At 35.2% G+C, this 17,990-nt stretch carries 12 protein-coding genes; all 12 read left to right on the top strand.

The features are described 5' to 3' along the window. Complete coding sequence (locus M1R53_RS06480; RefSeq protein ID WP_085839618.1) at positions 1-564, top strand: UvrB/UvrC motif-containing protein; 564 nt, start codon at positions 1-3, stop codon at positions 562-564. Next, positions 548-1,579 (top strand): hypothetical protein, encoded by a 1,032-nt coding sequence (locus M1R53_RS06475; protein ID WP_249242427.1) that lies wholly within the window; start codon positions 548-550, stop codon positions 1,577-1,579. Before M1R53_RS06480 ends, M1R53_RS06475 begins: the two co-directional genes overlap by 17 nt. A 25-nt stretch (positions 1,580-1,604) precedes the next feature. After that, a complete protein-coding gene (locus tag M1R53_RS06470) occupies positions 1,605-4,079 on the top strand; it encodes an ATP-dependent Clp protease ATP-binding subunit (protein ID WP_249242426.1) in 2,475 nt (824 codons plus the stop codon). Beyond that, positions 4,048-5,409 carry a DNA repair protein RadA gene (gene radA, locus M1R53_RS06465; RefSeq protein ID WP_249242425.1) on the top strand — a complete coding sequence of 454 codons (1,362 nt, stop codon included), beginning with the start codon at positions 4,048-4,050 and terminating at the stop codon, positions 5,407-5,409. The genes M1R53_RS06470 and radA overlap by 32 nt, the downstream gene beginning before the upstream one ends. Positions 5,410-5,546: 137 nt before the next feature. After that, positions 5,547-6,023: a CarD family transcriptional regulator gene (locus M1R53_RS06460; RefSeq protein ID WP_019214095.1), complete on the top strand. Its 477-nt coding sequence runs from the start codon at positions 5,547-5,549 to the stop codon at positions 6,021-6,023. Between the two features lie 8 nt (positions 6,024-6,031). Beyond that, the gene (locus M1R53_RS06455; RefSeq protein ID WP_019214094.1) at positions 6,032-7,096 is read left to right on the top strand and encodes a PIN/TRAM domain-containing protein; all 1,065 of its coding nucleotides are present in this window, start codon (positions 6,032-6,034) and stop codon (positions 7,094-7,096) included. A 14-nt stretch (positions 7,097-7,110) separates the two neighbouring features. Next, the gene (ispD, locus tag M1R53_RS06450; protein WP_249242424.1) at positions 7,111-7,839 is read left to right on the top strand and encodes a 2-C-methyl-D-erythritol 4-phosphate cytidylyltransferase; all 729 of its coding nucleotides are present in this window, start codon (positions 7,111-7,113) and stop codon (positions 7,837-7,839) included. Then, positions 7,839-8,315 carry a 2-C-methyl-D-erythritol 2,4-cyclodiphosphate synthase gene (gene ispF / locus M1R53_RS06445; RefSeq protein ID WP_249242423.1) on the top strand — a complete coding sequence of 159 codons (477 nt, stop codon included), beginning with the start codon at positions 7,839-7,841 and terminating at the stop codon, positions 8,313-8,315. Before ispD ends, ispF begins: the two co-directional genes overlap by 1 nt. Before the next feature lie 98 nt (positions 8,316-8,413). Then, positions 8,414-8,878 carry a rhodanese-like domain-containing protein gene (locus M1R53_RS06440; protein ID WP_249242422.1) on the top strand — a complete coding sequence of 155 codons (465 nt, stop codon included), beginning with the start codon at positions 8,414-8,416 and terminating at the stop codon, positions 8,876-8,878. A gap of 285 nt (positions 8,879-9,163) precedes the next feature. Then, positions 9,164-12,571, top strand: a complete 3,408-nt coding sequence (locus M1R53_RS06435; protein WP_249242421.1) for an S-layer homology domain-containing protein — start codon at positions 9,164-9,166, stop codon at positions 12,569-12,571. A 201-nt stretch (positions 12,572-12,772) separates the two neighbouring features. Next, complete coding sequence (locus M1R53_RS06430) at positions 12,773-13,915, top strand: YibE/F family protein (RefSeq protein ID WP_249242420.1); 1,143 nt, start codon at positions 12,773-12,775, stop codon at positions 13,913-13,915. Positions 13,916-13,959: 44 nt separating this feature from the next. Continuing rightward, positions 13,960-17,940 carry a metallophosphoesterase gene (locus tag M1R53_RS06425; RefSeq protein WP_249242419.1) on the top strand — a complete coding sequence of 1,327 codons (3,981 nt, stop codon included), beginning with the start codon at positions 13,960-13,962 and terminating at the stop codon, positions 17,938-17,940. The last annotated feature ends 50 nt before the right edge of the window (positions 17,941-17,990 follow it).

Here is a 17,990-nt window from a genome sequence, read left to right as displayed (position 1 = left end):
ATGCTATGCGATGAATGCCACAAGAATGAAGCGATGATTAATTTAAAATTAATTTTAGATGGAGAAGTTATTGAAAAACACTTATGCACTGAATGTGCACTAAGAGATTTTAATGAAATGAATCAAGGAGAATACGGAGAATATACGAATATGAATATAAATGAAAGTGATATAAGAAGTCTTTTTGAGGGTTTGCAAAAGCTTTTTGGAACTTTTGAAACTGAAGAATTTGAAGAAAAAGAGTGTCCAAACTGTCACATGAAGTTTAGTGATTTCAAAATGAATAGAACGCTTGGCTGCGAGGAGTGCTACAAAACATTTGCCTACGAGATCAGACCGATTTTGAACTCATTAAGAGGCGAAAAAACTTATGAAGGCCTATTACCTAAGAGGTATATCGATGCAAATCCAATGCATACAGAGATACTTGCTCTTAAGAAAGAGCTAGACAATGCAATTCAAGAAGAAAATTATGAAAGAGCGGCTGAGCTCAGAGATGAAATCAAGGCTAAGACTTCAAATGAAAAAGTGAAAGATGGCGAGAACAATGACGATTTACAATAAATACATCTTAAACACCATAGTCTCGTTAAAGAGAAATATCAAGGGATACAAGTACCCTGACATGCTGATGTGGTCAAAGCTTAACGAAATTTTGAACATGGTTTTAGAAGCGTTAAAAAACACTAGCTACAGTTTTATGCTTTATGAAGTGTCAAACATGGATAAGGAAAAATTTGAATATTTTTTATCAAAGGGTTTTATGGATGAGTCAGTGAAAGAGAATATCACGAGAACTAAACTTTTGCTTGATGAAGACAAATCCATCGCCATAGTTATAAATAACAACGACCATATCGAGATTAGAGTGCTTGGAACAGCAAGTGCTGACGAGCTTGTAGACATCGCCATAGATATAGAGCGTGAGCTTGATAAGTCGATAGACTTCCAATTTGATGAAGACTACGGTTATTTGACTAGTGACCCTGTTAATATTGGTAACGGTATAAACATTGCTAAGATTGTGCATCTATACAGAAGAGACGAGTTTAAGAAGGATGAGCTAATAAGCGATGACATGGAAAAAATTAGACTTACTCCACTTATTGGACCTGATGGTTCTAAGATAGAGGATATCTACATCTTAGACGCGAACATCAATAAATTTACTAATATCGAGTCATTTAAAAAGCTTTCCATGCTGACTGACCAAAACATCATTGTCTACGAGAATGAAAATAGACGCAGATATCTTGAGCAAAACTACATCTTGATGAAAGACAGAATTATGAAGGCTTTGGAGATGATTAAGGTGGCGAGCCTTATCACTTATGACGAGGCACTAATATATCTATCAAATCTGATGTTCGCAAGAAGCATGGACCTTCTCGATCCAGCTGAAGCAAGCATTGATGCGAGTCTTTATCTAATGATAACGCCTGAAGCTATTGAGTATACTTACTCCATTAGCGATAAGTCAGAAATTGACCAAAAAAGAGCGACTATACTTAGAGAAAAGCTTGGCAAGATAAAATTTATTGATAAGGATATTAATGAAGAAGAAAATAAAAATTTATAGAATTATATAAAGAAAGGAGATAAATATGGCAGTTTTTGGAAGATTTACTAGAAATGCAAGATTCTCATTTCAAATAGCCGAGGAAGAAGCTAGAAGGATGTTTAAAAGTGAAGTTGATCCTTCTCACGTTTTAATCGGCATTTTAAGCGCAAACACGACTAAGGCATCCGAAATTTTAAGACAAAATGGTCTTGAGATGGAAGCTCTTAAAGAAATGGTTGAAAAATTATCAGTGCTTGACGTGAAAAAGCAAGAGGACATATATTATTCGGCAAGTTTAAAATATGTGATAGAAGAGTCCATCAAGATGGCGAATCAATCTGGTGCGCCAATTGTAACGACTGAGCACATTTTATATTCAATTGTAAAAATGAACGAAGCGCCTGTATCTATCATACTAGATAGATTTGGTGTAGATAAAGATAAGGTTTTATCATCATTATCAAGTTATCTAAATAGCCTTAGAAGCTTTAATCAAGGTGGCTATCAAGAAGATGATGGCTTTGATGAAGATGCAGAGGGTGATGGCGAAGCGCTTCAAAAGTATACATTGGACTTAAATGAGCTTGCGATTAAGGATAAGATAGATCCTGTAATTGGCAGAGCGTCTGAGATTGAAAGACTTATTCAAATTTTGATGAGAAGGACAAAGAACAATCCAGTTCTAATTGGTGAGCCCGGTGTCGGCAAGACAGCCATCGCTGAAGGTCTTGCGCAAAGAATTGTTTCGGGAAATGTTCCTGAAATTATTAGAGATAAAAAGATATTCTCACTTGACTTAACTAGTCTAATTGCTGGCTCGAAGTACAGGGGCGAGTTTGAGAGCAGAATCAAGAATTTACTTGAAGAGCTTAGACAAAGAAACGATGTAATTTTATTTATTGACGAAATTCATACTATAGTTGGAGCAGGCTCGTCTGAAGGCTCGCTTGACGCGTCAAACATACTAAAACCATATCTTACAAGAGGCGAGATACAAATAATTGGCGCAACTACTGTTGATGAGTACAGAAAATATGTCGAAAAAGATGCGGCACTTGAAAGAAGACTACAAACTATCTTAGTTGAAGAGCCAAGTGAAGAAGATGCTATTAAGATCATAGAAGGTCTTAAAGACAAGTACGAAGCGCATCACAGAGTTTTAATCTCAAACGAAGCCATCGAAGCGGCTGTGACATTATCAAAGAGATATATTTCAGATAGATATTTGCCAGACAAGGCCATAGACCTAATCGACGAGGCTCAATCACTTGTTAGAATGAAAAATTATGTAAGACCACTATCACTTAAGGAGATAGAGGACGAGCTTAAAGAAATTTCATCTGAAAAAATTCAAGCGATACAAGCCCAAGACTTTGAGAGAGCAGCTCAATTAAGGGACAAGGAGCGCGAACTTAAGGATAAGATGGACCTAGACAGGACTGAGTGGAAGCAAAAATCAGAGCTAAACAGCATGAAGATAGGTTTTGACGATATAGCAAGAGTTGTCTCAAAATGGACTGGCATTCCTGTTGAAAAACTTAGTGAAGAAGAAAAAGAAAAACTTTTAAATCTTGATAAGAATTTAAAAGCAAAAGTAATTGGACAAGATGAGGCGATAGACGTACTTAGTCACTCAATTAAGAGAGCGAGAGTTGGCCTTAAAGACAAAAACAAGCCTATAGGAAGCTTTATCTTCGTCGGACCAACTGGTGTGGGTAAAACTTATCTTGCAAAAGCACTTGCAGAGAGCTTATTTAACGATGAAAACGCCATGATACGTATAGACATGAGTGAGTACATGGAAAAGTACAGCGTATCTAAGCTTATAGGTTCGCCACCGGGATACGTTGGCTACGATGAAGGCGGACAGCTAACTGAAGCGATTAGAAAAAAACCATTCTCAGTAGTATTATTTGATGAGATTGAAAAAGCACATCCAGATGTTTTTAACGCTTTATTACAATTACTTGACGATGGCAGATTAACTGACTCAAAGGGAAGAACTGTAGATTTTAAAAACGCAGTCATAATCATGACAAGTAATGTTGGTGCAAATAGATTTAAAAAGCAAAATACTTATGGTTTTGGCGATGCATCTAGCGAAGAAAAAAGTGAAAAGAAGAAAATTTCTGAAATTGCAAATGAAGAGCTTAAAAAGACATTTAGACCAGAATTTTTAAATAGGGTTGACGACATCGTTGTATTTAATCAATTAAAAGAAAATGATATAGAAAAAATTGTTCATTTGATGGCGGAAGACCTTAAGGCAAAGCTTAAGGAGATGGGCATAGTTATCGAGATCGACAAGTCTGTTGAAGACGAGATCGCTAAGAAGGGCTTTGACCTTGAATATGGAGCAAGACCTTTAGAGAGAACATTTAAGAAGATGATAGAGGATAGATTGTCTGAAGAAATTTTGAAAAATAATGTTTCTAAGGACAAGAGCATCACTATTTACTACAATGGTAAGGAATTGGAATTTAAAAATGGCAAAGAAGAAGAGCTTGTACAAGTGTAGCGAGTGCGGCTACGAATCTAGCGGCTACTTAGGTAAATGTCCTGAGTGTGGTTCTTGGGGCAGCCTAAAAGAAGTCATGGAGGATACGAAAAAAGAGGTAAAAAAAGAAAAAAGCATAAAAAGCAAGGCAATGCAGTTAAAAACTGTAACTTCGTCAAACTCAGATAGGCTCAAGACAAGTTTCGAAGAGTTCAATAGAGTTATGGGCGAAGGCATAGTTAAAGACTCAGTTACCATACTTACAGCAAAACCGGGCGCCGGCAAAAGTACACTTCTTTTGCAAATAGCGAACGATGCTTGTAAAAAAGGTCTTAAAGTTTTATACGCATCAGGCGAAGAGTCTGAGAGCCAGATAAAGCAAAGGGCAGACAGGATACTTGATACTATCGAGGATGACTTATATATAATTAGTGATATGAGCCTTGACAATATTAAGGAAGAAGTCCTTAGAGTTGACGCTGACATGGTAGTTGTTGACTCGATACAAACTGTCGAGCTTGATGAGTACAAGCCATCTAGACCAGCTTCACCAACACAAACAGTTGAGTGCGCATATGAATTAGTTAATCTTGCAAAAAATATACAAAGGCCACGTATAGTATTTATTGTTGGTCAAATGACAAAAGATGATGAGCTAAGAGGTGTGAGAACTCTAGAACACCTTGTAGATACCGTTTTAATTATGGATACTTATCAAAATGATTCGCTAAGGACCATTGTTGCGAGCAAAAACCGTTATGGAGCCACAGGCGAGATGGGTTTTATGAATATGCAAGAAAAAGGCCTTGTATCTATTGATAATCCAAGCGAGTATTTTGTTTCTGCGAGAAAAGAAAATAATTTTCCTGGCAGCGCCATCACCGTAAATATGGAGGGCACTAGACCAGTCATACTTGAGGTAGAAGCACTTGTAACTAAGTCATATACACCATATCCATCGCGTATAAGCGAGAATATGTCTAGAGAAAAACTAAATACACTTCTTTCAATCATGGAGAAGAGATTAAATGTTGATATGTTTGATAAAAACGTCGTAATCAAGTCCATGGGAGGACTTAAGCTTAAAGAAGACGCATCGAATCTTGCGTTAATCGCGGCAATTTATTCACAGCTAGTAAATAAGGTATTAAGCTCGGACACTGTGTATATAGCTGATATATCCTTAACGGGCGAATTAAAAAAAGTGCCTCAGCTCGAAAGAAGACTCAAAGAAGCTGAACGTATGGGCTATAAAAGGGCGGTGATTAGCAGCGAAGCAAAATTATCGACAAAATTCACAAAATTAGAGCTAATTAAGTGTTCTTCGCTAATAGATGCACTAAAATTCTGAAAATTTAAAAAAAATCAATAAAAGGCTTGACAAAGATTATATAATATGATATTATAAAACTTTACTTTTTGTCTCTCTTGTGATATAATATACTATAGGTATGAAATTATCATCTAAAGGAAGGGGAGGCGAAAAGTATGTATGAAGTAGGAGATATGGTTTGTTATCCAATGCATGGAGCAGGCATCATAGTTGACATAGAAAAAAAGGAAATCTTAGGCAAAAAAGAAGATTATTTTGTTGTGAAATTACCTATTGGCGCTATGAAGGTTATGATACCTGTAAAAAATGCGGAAAAAAGAGGGATAAGATCAATCATTGATAAAGATAAGTTAAAAGATGTCATTGAAGTATTAAAAGAAGAACCGACAAAGATGAGCACTAACTGGAATAAGAGAGTTAGGGATAATACTGAGATTTTGAAGGGCGGAGACATCTTCGAAGTCGCTAAAGTTTACCGTAACTTAAAAAGTTTAGATGATAAGAGGAATCTTTCCACCGGAGAAAAAAAGATACTTCATGACACAAAAAACATTTTGATTAGTGAAATGATACTATCTTCCGGCAAATCATACGAAGAAATTGACAAAATTATCTACGAGGCAGTAGAGTAGGAGGAAAAATGTTTAAAAAAATTATGAAAGCTGTCATGTTCCTCATAGGAGCAGCAGCAGGTTATGGCGTAAGTTTATTAGCCACAAGCCTTGTCCCAGCATTTCATGATTACAGTATCTATGTATCGGTATTTTTATCTGTTTTATTTGCAATTATTTTTTATTTATTGTCAGATACTGTATTCGACAAAATTATAAATGTTGGTGACAGGGTTGAGATTGAACTAAGAAGGTTCACCAGCTTGGACCTTATCTTAGGTTTAGTAGGTTTATTAGTTGGACTTGTTATAGCATTTTTGCTATCGCAGCTCGCTATGAACATAGGCATACCAGTACTTGGACCGGTTTTATCCGTTATATTCTATATACTTTTCCCATATATAGGGATTATAGTTACAACTAGAAGAAAGGATATCTCAAATATTGGTGAGAAATTTACTCAAAAGAGTACTGTAAAAAAATCAAAGAAAAAAGACACAGAACTATATAAAATTCTTGATACATCTGTTATAATAGATGGTAGGATTAAAGACATTGCTAGCTCAGGTTTCATCGAGGGTACACTAGTTATACCAAAGTTTGTCTTGCAAGAGCTTCAGCACATAGCTGATTCGGCGGACGATCAAAGAAGAAAAAGAGGTAGACGTGGTCTAGATATACTTAAGCAAATGCAAAATGAAGCAAAAGTTGATATAGAAGTTTCTAGTGAAAAGATAGATAATGTAGAAGAGATTGATGACAAGATACTTGAACTAGCATCTATGATGAACGCAAAAGTACTTACTAATGACTACAATTTAAATAAAGTAGCTCAAGTAAGAGGCATAGAGGTGCTTAATATCAACGAGCTTGCTAATGCAGTTAAACCAGTGATACTTCCAAGCGAAGAGCTTGAAGTTGAGATAGTTAGAGCAGGTAAGGAAAAGAACCAAGGCCTTGCCTATCTATCTGATGGAACCATGATAGTTGTTGAAGAAGCTAAGAAGAGGATAGGCGAAAAGCTTAAAGTTGAGATAACAACAGTGCTTCAAACAGCTGCTGGTAAGATGATGTTTGCGAAAATTAAAGAATAGTTGGAGGAAATTTCATGATAGAGAATAAGTTCGTCTCGGTTATAATTGCCGCTGCTGGCATGAGTAACAGGATGGGCTCTAAGATTAACAAGGCTTTTCTGCGCATAAATGACAAGCCAATACTTGCTCATACCATAGAAAAGTTTGAAAGATCAAAGTACATCGACGAGATAATTATTGTCTGTAAAAAAGACGAGATAGATTACACAAGAAACGAAATTGTTAATAGATATAAATTTACTAAAGTCGTTAACATTGTTAAAGGCGGTAAGGAAAGACAGGATTCAGTTTATAACGGCATCAAAGCCATTAGCGTTAATGCTGATATAGTTTTAACACACGATGGAGCAAGACCATTTATAAGGACTGAGACTATTGACAAGGCTGTTGAAACCGTTCTAAATTGTGACGCCTGCGTTGTTGGAGTTAGAGTTAAAGACACAATCAAGTCAGTTAACGAAGACGATACAGTTCATCATACGCCAAAGAGATCACTTTTGTGGCAAGCGCAAAGCCCACAATGCTTTAAAAAAGACATTTTGCTTAGAGGCTACGAGCACGCGATAAAAGAAAATATCTTAGCAACAGATGATTCAGCACTCGTTGAATTTGCTGGAGTTGAGGTAAAGATGCTTGAAGGCCATTACGACAATATCAAGATAACTACGCCAGAAGATTTAGTTATAGCTGAGATCTTCAATACTAATTGGAAGAAAAAGCTGAAGAGCACAGGAGCGTTCTAATGGATATAAGAATTGGTAATGGCTTTGACGTTCATAAACTTGTCGAAGGCAGAGATTTAATACTTGGCGGCGTAAAGATAGAGCACGAAAAGGGCCTACTTGGTCACAGCGACGCAGATGTGCTTGTACACGCGATTATGGATGCCATCTTAGGCGCAATGGCTAAAGAAGATATAGGCTATCACTTTCCGGACACTAGTGATGAGTACCTTGATATTGATTCAAGAGTACTACTTAGAAGGGTTTATGCCATGGTCAAGGAAGAAGGCTACACTATTTCAAATATAGACGCGACTATAATGATGCAAAGGCCAAAATTAAGACCACACATTGATGAAATGAGGGCAAATATTGCGAAAGACCTTGAATTAAACATAGATAGAGTGAGTGTAAAGGCTACAACTACAGAAAAACTTGGCTTCGAAGGAAGAGAAGAAGGCGTTAGTTGTATGGCAAGCACTATACTACTAAAGTAGTATTTATTAAGAAAAAATTAAGATAATGTTAAATAATTTTACAATTATGCTTAAAAGTGGTATAATATCTATGGTAAAAATTTAAGGGGGTAATACACATGAAAAAATTATTATCATTAGCTTTAGTACTTGTACTAGCATTTTCACTAGTAGCTTGTAAGAAAGCAGAAGACAAACCAGCAGAAAATGCTGATGCAACTGAAAGCGTTCCAGCAGACCAAGCTGATAGCGTTCAAACAGGAGAAAAAGCAACTATGACAGGTGATGAAGTAGTAGCACTACAAGGCGATGCTGAACAAGAAGGCAAATACGTTATCGTTGACGTAAGAAGCGCTGACGAATACGCTGCAGGTCACATCAAAGATGCAAAGAACGTTCCACTAGATGACATCAAAAACGATCCATCAGTTCTAGAAGCTGACAAAGACAAAAAGATCGTTTTATATTGCAACTCTGGTAAAAAATCTGGAGAAGCTCAAGATGCTTTACTAGCAGCAGGTTACACTGACGTAGTTAATGCTGACGGCGTTAAGACTTATGAATACGAATTAGTAACTGAATAGTATTTAATCTATTGAATGAAGAAGAGCGAGTGATCGCTCTTTTTTAATGCAAAAATTTATTAATATTAATAAGATTTTATTATATGTGCCCTCTTTACCTGATGAATGAGTAAGGAGGGTATTTCTTTGTAAATAGTAAATGAAAATTCAATTGTACTTATAAATATGGTAAAAACACATTTATCTTCTGAAAATTTATATTATTTTTACATCTATATATTCTTCCTATAATATTTATCTCATAGAATAGGTCTCGTAGAAAATATTTATTAACTGGAGGTAAAAATGAAGAATTTATTTAAAAGAACATTATTGCTACTTGTGGCGATACTTATGTTTATCTCTCCACTCAATGGAGTCATAGCAGAAAGTACTAATGAAGCCATTGTACTAAATAGCGGCGAGACTAGCAGCGAAAATGCCGATGAAGCAATCGTATTAGACAGTGATGATACTAGCATAGAAAACGCTAATCATTCAGTAACACTTAGCAATTTGCAAAATGCAAAAGATGCTGTTAATCGCGCAGAAGACATTAAGTTCACGCAAGAACAAAGCGAAGGCGACTTAAGGATATCTATTATGTCAGATACACATGTATTGCCAACGACACTTATAGCTGAAAATGATGCTTACACAAGAGCTATGCATTCGGATAGGAAGCTATTTACTCAAAGCCAAGGCATATTTGACGAAGCTATCAATTTAGTAAAGAATAATGATTCAGAAATTATAATGATAGCTGGCGACTTAACAAAAGATGGCGAAAAACAATCTCATGAATATGTTAGCTCTAAGCTTGAAACTTGGAAAAAAGCAAGAGAAGCTCAAGGCAAAAAGGCTGCATACTTTGTAATACCAGGTAACCACGACATCAATAACTACGATGGATATGACTTTACAACATATAATAAAGACACTGACACAGCAGAACTTGCAGGGCTTACTACTCATAAGATGTTTAATTCTATGTATAGCTCTTTATACAAAGGAGCAGAGCTATATATCAATTCTGAAGAATATAAAAATTACATGTCAAAATATCCAAACCTTGAAGAAGGTCATGGCTCATCTTCATACGCAAAGCACATTGATTTAGAAAATGCTCCCTCAGGCAAAAGCGGTCTTACTGTTATTGGTATAGACACAACAATTAACACAGAAGATGTAACACCAGATGGACGCGCTTCACACATCACTGCTGGTACTATGGGAGAAAACCTATATCAATGGGCCAAGAAGCAAATAATAGAAGCTAAGAAGAGAAATGACGTAGTATTTTTACTAAGTCACCACGGATACATTCCTCACTTTGTAAAAGAACCTGAACTATTAAAAGAATACTTATTAAATGAATGGGACGAAAAGTGCTACGATGGTAAAAGGCCTGCAGAAGCCTTTGCTGATTTAGGCGTTTCATATGTATTCACTGGTCACATGCATGCACAAGATATTGCTAAAGTAGTAAGTAAAGAAGGAAATACAATATATGATATAGAAACAGGCTCAACTGTAACTTATCCATGTCCAATCCGTCACATCTCACTTAAAAATGCAATTAATACTGTAGATCCTGAACATTCTTTAGATGTTAAGACAGAACTAATTAAAAATGTTACTTATACAGATTCAGATGGAAGTCAAAAAAATATTACAGATTTAACAGAATTTGCTAAACGTAATGTAATTAACAAAGACTTAATTGTTGGTGCAAGTGGAGCAATATTTACAAGTGAGCTTTATAAGAAGATATCTACTGATTTAAGCGCAAGTATAACTGGACTTTTAGAGAATGAACCTGATCCAGAAAAAAGACATGCAAAATTAAGTGAATACTTATGGGATCACTTGGATGATAAGATAATTCCAAAACTTAAAGAGCTCGTAAAAGCAAAGGATCCAAATGCTACATTTGAAGCACATGTAGAAGGTGACGTATTATTTATTAAGACAAGTTTTTATAAACTAGATGTAAGCATTAAAAAAGAAAATCTAGTTAGTTTAATCGAAGGCATCTTGACACAAGTAAATGATAAATTAAAAGATGAAAAGCTAATCAAAAGCTACGTTCAAAAGTTAGCTGGACCACTGTTGAAAGCTAAGATCACAGATACTGTTACAGTGGAAGAATTGGCAAACTATGCATATCTTTCTCACCTTGCTGGAGATGAAAAACTTAGTTCTGAAATGCAAGATGCACTTAAGAAGATAAACGATGAAGGCGCTATTGAAAATATTCTTAAACAAATTCAAGAGCCGCTTTCAGAAATTGTAGATGATTTTACTAAAGATTTAAAATATAATCCAAAGCCATCAGATGCAATTGATTTTAGCAAGATGCCAACAGGTGGCATAGTAAAAATGGGCATAAGCATGAAGATTGGAAGCAGTGTAAAGAGCACGCTTAAAGGCTTAAATTTTTTAAATAGAAAGAATGGAAAATATACCTTAGATTTAGATAAAATACTTGCTATAGATGCAGTAAAAGGCGGATTAACTTTTGCTGATGGTGCAATAGTTGACATAGTCGATGCCTTCACAAGCGAAGATCAAGCTGCTTATCAAGAATACTCATACAAAGAAGATAATAATACAAAACTTTCTTGGAGAGCAAATCTCGATAAAGCAGAATTTACAGCAGCTATAGTTGGAAACAAAATAACAGTTTTGAGCACAATGAAAGATGCTTATACTGGAAAACTATTGCAAGATGGACAAGAAATTGCACTTGATGAAAATCATACAGCAAACTTTGCCTATGATAAAGAATTTACTATTAAACTAGAAAGAGTCCTTCCTAACGGATATACATTAAATTATACATCAAACAATGTATTGATTAAAGAAAATACAATAGAACCAAACCCACAACCAAATCCAAATCCAAATCCAAATCCAAACCCAAATCCAAATCCAAATCCAAATCCAAACCCACAACCAGAACCAAATCCTGATAACGATAATACTATAATTATACCGCCATATGAACCTGATAATAGAGATGAGCATAGCTATATACCAAGAAGACCAAGAACAGAGAAAAAAGAAGAAAAGAAAGAAGAAAGAAAGACTATTGAAACAAATACAAAACCTATAGAAAAAACAAAACTTAGTCCAATAGAAGTAGCTGATAAAGCCTTGCCAGTTAATTTTACAGACATAGTCAATGAAAAAAGAAGAGATGCAATCATCAATCTTGCATCAAGAGGCGTTTTAGCAGGCATTAAAAAAGATAAGTTTATGCCAAACACAACAGTTACTAGAGCCATGGTAGCTGCAGTCTTCATGAGAATATCAATAGATAAGTTTATAAACACAAGTATGAGCGCAAAAGATATCACAATGAAAGACTGGTACTTCAATTCAGTTAAGTGGGCAATGACACATGGTATTGTAGCCGGATACTCAGACGGATCATTCAAGCCTATGAAAAAAGTAAGTAGACAAGAACTAGCCGTTATGCTTGAAGGACTTCTTAAACTATATAATATAAACATGCCTAATGTAGTTGACGTTGACTATAGCGCATATAGCTATCTACCAGCATGGAGCCGCGATGCAGTCATAGACGTAGTTAGAAAAGGCTTGTTAGAATTAGATCAAGATGGCAAACTTGGATACGATAAAGAAGTGAGTCGTGCTGACTTTGCATACGCAATAGATAGAATTATAGAATTCGTTCTTAATAATTAGTATTTACAAAAAATATAGAGATATACCGAGGAGAGATCTTCGGTATATTTTTTGAATCTAAGACTCAGTATTTATTTTACAGTCAATTTACAATTATCTAATCTCACTCTTACAAATTACTAGTATCATATACAAGGATTATGACAGAGAAAAGCCTCTATCAATAATCAATTGACGATTACTAAGATACAGGAGGAAACATTGAAGAAGATAATAAACATAGCACTTATATTGATATTAATAGCAATATATATTTTTTACAGAAAAGTCGATTTTGGAGAAGTAAGGTGGGATAACAAAAACGTCCACTACGTTAAAGCTAAAGTTCTAGAAGTTTTAGAAGAAGATTTAAGTAAAAAGTATAACTACTTAAATGTTGGAAGTCAAAAACTAAAAGTTAAGATACTAGAAGGAAAAGAAGCTGGAGAAGAGAAGATTATTGATAACACATTGTTCAACACTAGCTCTATACTTGCTAAAAAAGGAACAAGAATTATATTACTTATAGATTCACCAGATGGTGTTGATCCATATTATACAGTGTATAACTATGACAGAAGCATTGCTATAGCCATATACATAGGACTTTTTATACTCCTACTTTATGCTGTAGGCAAGAAAAATGGACTAAAGAGTGCATTAGCCCTGATTATTAGTATATATATCATAGCACTTTATATGCTTCCTTCTATATATATAGGAAGACCAATAATACTTGTTACCTTAGTGACTATCTTATTAGCAAGCATATACTCAGCAGTAATAATATTTGGTTATTCGCTAATAGGTTTGGTTAACATAATTTCGATATTTATATCTTTTATAATAGTCGCAGTTTTATCATATTTGGTATCGATAACGGCACATCTAACAGGCTTTGTTGACCCAAATGCTGAAGGCTTATTTTATATAGTAGAAAAAACTGGGATGCAATTACAGTATCTTTTCTTTGCAGGCATTACAATATCGACATATGGAGCAGCAAAAGACGTGTCCGTGTCAATAAGTTCAGCTTTGCTAGAAATAAAAACTTTGAACAAAAATATGGGCTCTAAAGACTTGTTTAAATCAGGAATGAATATAGGTAAAGACATAATCGCTACCATGGTGGATACACTTATATTTGCTTTTATAGGTAGCTCTCTTACAACAGTACTTTCACTGATGTCATACGGCGTGCAATTCAATCAGCTTATTAGCAGTAACTTCTTTAGCATGGAACTTGCCAATGGTTTGATTGCTACAAGTGTTGTAGTTATGATGGTACCTATATCGGCATACATTTCGAGTCTAGTATACAACATTGAAGATAAGAGCATGATAAGGAAATTTTTAACAAAATAAATCAATTCTATTCAAATTCATATCAAGTTTTAAGGAGGAAAAAAATGAAAACAAAAAGAATTGTAAGCTTAGTATTAGTTTTTCTAATCTTATTAAGTACTTTTTCATTCGATTTGAAAGCAAGTGATGCTGTCACAAATGAAGAAGTCATAAGAGAAGATAATGAAGAAAAGCTTTCAAATGAAACAAATGAAGAAGAAGCAAATTCACCAGTAGATGAAAGTCTATCAGAAGAAAAAGAGGACGAATCAAGTGAAGAGACTAGTGATGATACTGTTTCTTTCAATGATAATTGGACATATTTTGAAGATGGAGTAAATCCATCATCAACTCCAGGATCCAATATGTGGGCCTTTGGTCAATACAATAAAGATGCTGCTGCCAAAACTGGACAAGCACCTTTTGGAGCAAAAGATGATCAAGAATATACTAAAGGTGGATTTACAACTAAGACTTTGTTAAAACACCACATGGCTGATGGCAAAACTGTTCCTACATATTTTTTCGTAAATAAATTCAATTTAGAAGATACAATGTCACTTTGGGATAAGAGTCTAAAGTTTGATTTAGCTTATGATGATGCAGTTATCATCTATTTAAACAGAGAAGTTATATATAAGGCCAATGTTCCTGATGCAGGATATTCACAAAGTGTTGAGTATGGATGCAAAGAAAAAGTAGGTAAGCCTGTAAAAGCAGAAGTTTCTATACCATTCTCTGATTTACAAGGAAAATTAACAAGTGGTGTAAACTATCTAGCTGTAGAATTGCACCAATACTCTGATAAGAGTTCAGACATCTACTTTGACATGCAAAACATCAGATTTGAAGATGAAGCACAAAAAGCCACATCTGAGAATGAATTTGCTACACCAGTATTAACTATAGGAAGCAATCCAAGTGAGAGAAATTTCACATGGTACAACAAAGTTAATGCTACTGGATATGTAGAAGTAAAAGAGTTTGGAGACAGCGAAGGCGAAATATTTAAAGCAGAAGCTAACGAAAACAATCGCAAAGAAGGCTTTGTTAACTATAAAGCACATATAAATGGACTATATCCAGATACAGAATATGAGTTAGTATATTGGAATGGAGAGAACGGCACTAAGTCAGAAGCAGTGAAGTTTAAGACAGCTAAAGAAGGAGACTTTCAATTCTTCTTAGTAGGTGACCCACAAATAGGTGCGAGCGGCAACAAAGAAAGCGATGCACAAGGTTGGGACAAAACATTAAACATCATGAAGAAAAGAATGACTGATGAAGGAACAAATTTTGCCTTCCTACTAAGTGCTGGTGATCAAATTAATAGCTACTCAAGTAATGAGGATGAATACGTAGGCTTTACTGAAAGAGACGGATTAAAGGGAATGACGTTGGCACCAGTTATTGGTAACCACGATGGAGAAAATGCTACTAGAAATGGATTTTTTGAACACTATACACTTCCAGAATTCGGTAATGAAGGTAGAGCAGATTATGCTTATGTATATAATAACACCTTATTTATTTCATTAGACTCTACTTTTGGAGTGCATGAAGCCGAACATAATGATTTTGTAAAGAAAACAGTTGAAAAATATAAAGACAAAGTCGACTGGAAAGTATTAACATTCCACCACGCAATATATTCAGTCGCATCACATGCAGTTGATGAAGACATACTAAATAGAAGACAATATATTCCGAAATTAGTTAAGGACAATGGTATCGATGCAGTTCTTATGGGACACGATCACGTATATGTAAGAACACACTTGATGGACGGAACAGAGCCAATAATAGAGTGGAAAGATGGCGTAGAAGGTAAGGCACCAAGCGAGTATATTAACCCTAAGGGAGCACTATACATTACAGCAAACTCTGGCTCGGGATCAAAATTTTATAGAATACAAAATGAAAAATTTAATTATGCAGCAGTACAAAACCAACAAAAAGTTCCTAACTATTCAGAAATATCAGTTACAGATACTACATTTAAAGTTGTTACCTACAGAACAAGTGATGGATCAGTAGTTGATGAAGTAACACTTAAAAAAGAAAAAGCTTATGCTCCAGTTCTAACTATTGGAAAGGATCAAAGCGAAAGAAACTTCACATGGTATAGCGAATCACTTGATAAAGGACATGTAGAAGTAAAAGAAGTTAAAAATCCAGAAAGCGTACAAAGCATAGAGTGCGATGCACACGAAGACAATAGAAAAAAAGGCTACGCAAACTACAAAGCAAACATTAAAGGCTTAAAAGCAGATACAGAGTATGAACTAGTATATTGGAATGGAGAGAATGGCACTAAGTCAGAAGCAGTAAATTTCAAGACAGCTAAAGAAGGAGACTTCTCATTCTTCTTAGTAGGTGACCCTCAAATAGGCGCAAGTGGCAACACAGCAAGCGATGCACAAGGTTGGGATGATACACTAAACATCATGGCGGAAAAAATGCAAGACCCTAATAAAAACGTTGCCTTCTTGCTAAGTGCAGGTGACCAAATCAATGATTATGACGACAACGAAGATCAATACAAACAATATATTCATAGAGCTGGACTAAAAGGAATGACCTTAGCACCAGTTATTGGTAACCACGACGGAGAAGGCTATGCAAGAAGTGGATACTTCGAACACTTTGCATTGCCAGATTTAAACGAAAAAGGTAGAGCAGACTATGCATACATCTATAACAATACTTTATTCATATCACTAGACTCTACTTATGGATGGGATGCTGCAAGACACAACGATTTTGTAAAAAAGACAGTAAAAAAATATGAAGGAAAAGTAGACTGGAAAGTATTAACATTCCACCATGCAATCTATTCAGTCGCAACACATGCAGTTGATAAAGACATACTAGATAGAAGACAATATATTCCAAAGCTAGTTAAAGATAATGGTATCGATGCAGTTCTTATGGGACACGATCACGTATATGTAAGAACACACTTGATGGACGGAACGAATCCATTAGTTGAGTGGAAAGATGGTGTAGAAGGACATGCACCAAGTGAGTATATTAACCCTAAGGGAGCGCTATACATTACAGCAAACTCTGGTTCAGGATCAAAATTCTATAGAATACAAAAAGAAAAATTTGACTATGCAGCAGTACAAAACCAAGAAAGAGTTCCTAACTATTCAGAAATAACTGTTACAGATAATACTTTTAAAGTAGTAACATATAGGACAAGTGATGGAACAGTAGTTGACGAAGTAACACTTAAGAAAGAAAAAACTCAAAACCCAAATCCAGATCCTCAACCAAACCCACAACCAGAACCAAATCCTGATAACGATAATACTATAATTATACCGCCATATGAACCTGATAATAGAGATGAGCATAGCTATATACCAAGAAGACCAAGAGCAGAGAAAAAAGAAGAAAAGAAAGAAGAAACAAAGACTATTGAAACAAATACAAAACCTATAGAAAAAACAAAACTTAGTCCAATAGAAGTAGCTGATAAAGCCTTGCCAGTTAATTTTACAGACATAGTCAATGAAAAAAGAAGAGATGCAATCATCAATCTTGCATCAAGAGGCGTTTTAGCAGGCATTAAAAAAGATAAGTTTATGCCAAACACAACAGTTACTAGAGCCATGGTAGCTGCAGTCTTCATGAGAATATCAATAGATAAGTTTATAAACACAAGTATGAGCGCAAAAGATATCACAATGAAAGACTGGTACTTCAATTCAGTTAAGTGGGCAATGACACATGGTATTGTAGCCGGATACTCAGACGGATCATTCAAGCCTATGAAAAAAGTAAGTAGACAAGAATTAGCCGTTATGCTTGAAGGACTTCTTAAACTATATAATATAAACATGCCTAATGTAGTTGACGTTGACTATAGCGCATATAGCTATCTACCAGCATGGAGCCGCGATGCAGTTATAGACGTAGTTAGAAAAGGCTTGTTAGAATTAAATCAAGATGGCAAACTTGGATACGATAAAGAAGTGAGTCGTGCTGACTTTGCATACGCAATTGATAAGATAGTTGAGTTTGCACTAAACAATTAGTTTTTAATAAGATATAGCTAAGAATAATTGATATCTACCCTCTTTACTTG

The sequence above is a fragment of the Fenollaria massiliensis genome (assembly GCF_023347705.1).
Classification (GTDB): Bacteria; Bacillota; Clostridia; order Tissierellales; family Peptoniphilaceae; genus Fenollaria; species Fenollaria massiliensis.
The sequence above is the reverse complement of the archived record's forward strand: the minus strand, read 5'-3'. Positions and strand labels throughout refer to the sequence as shown.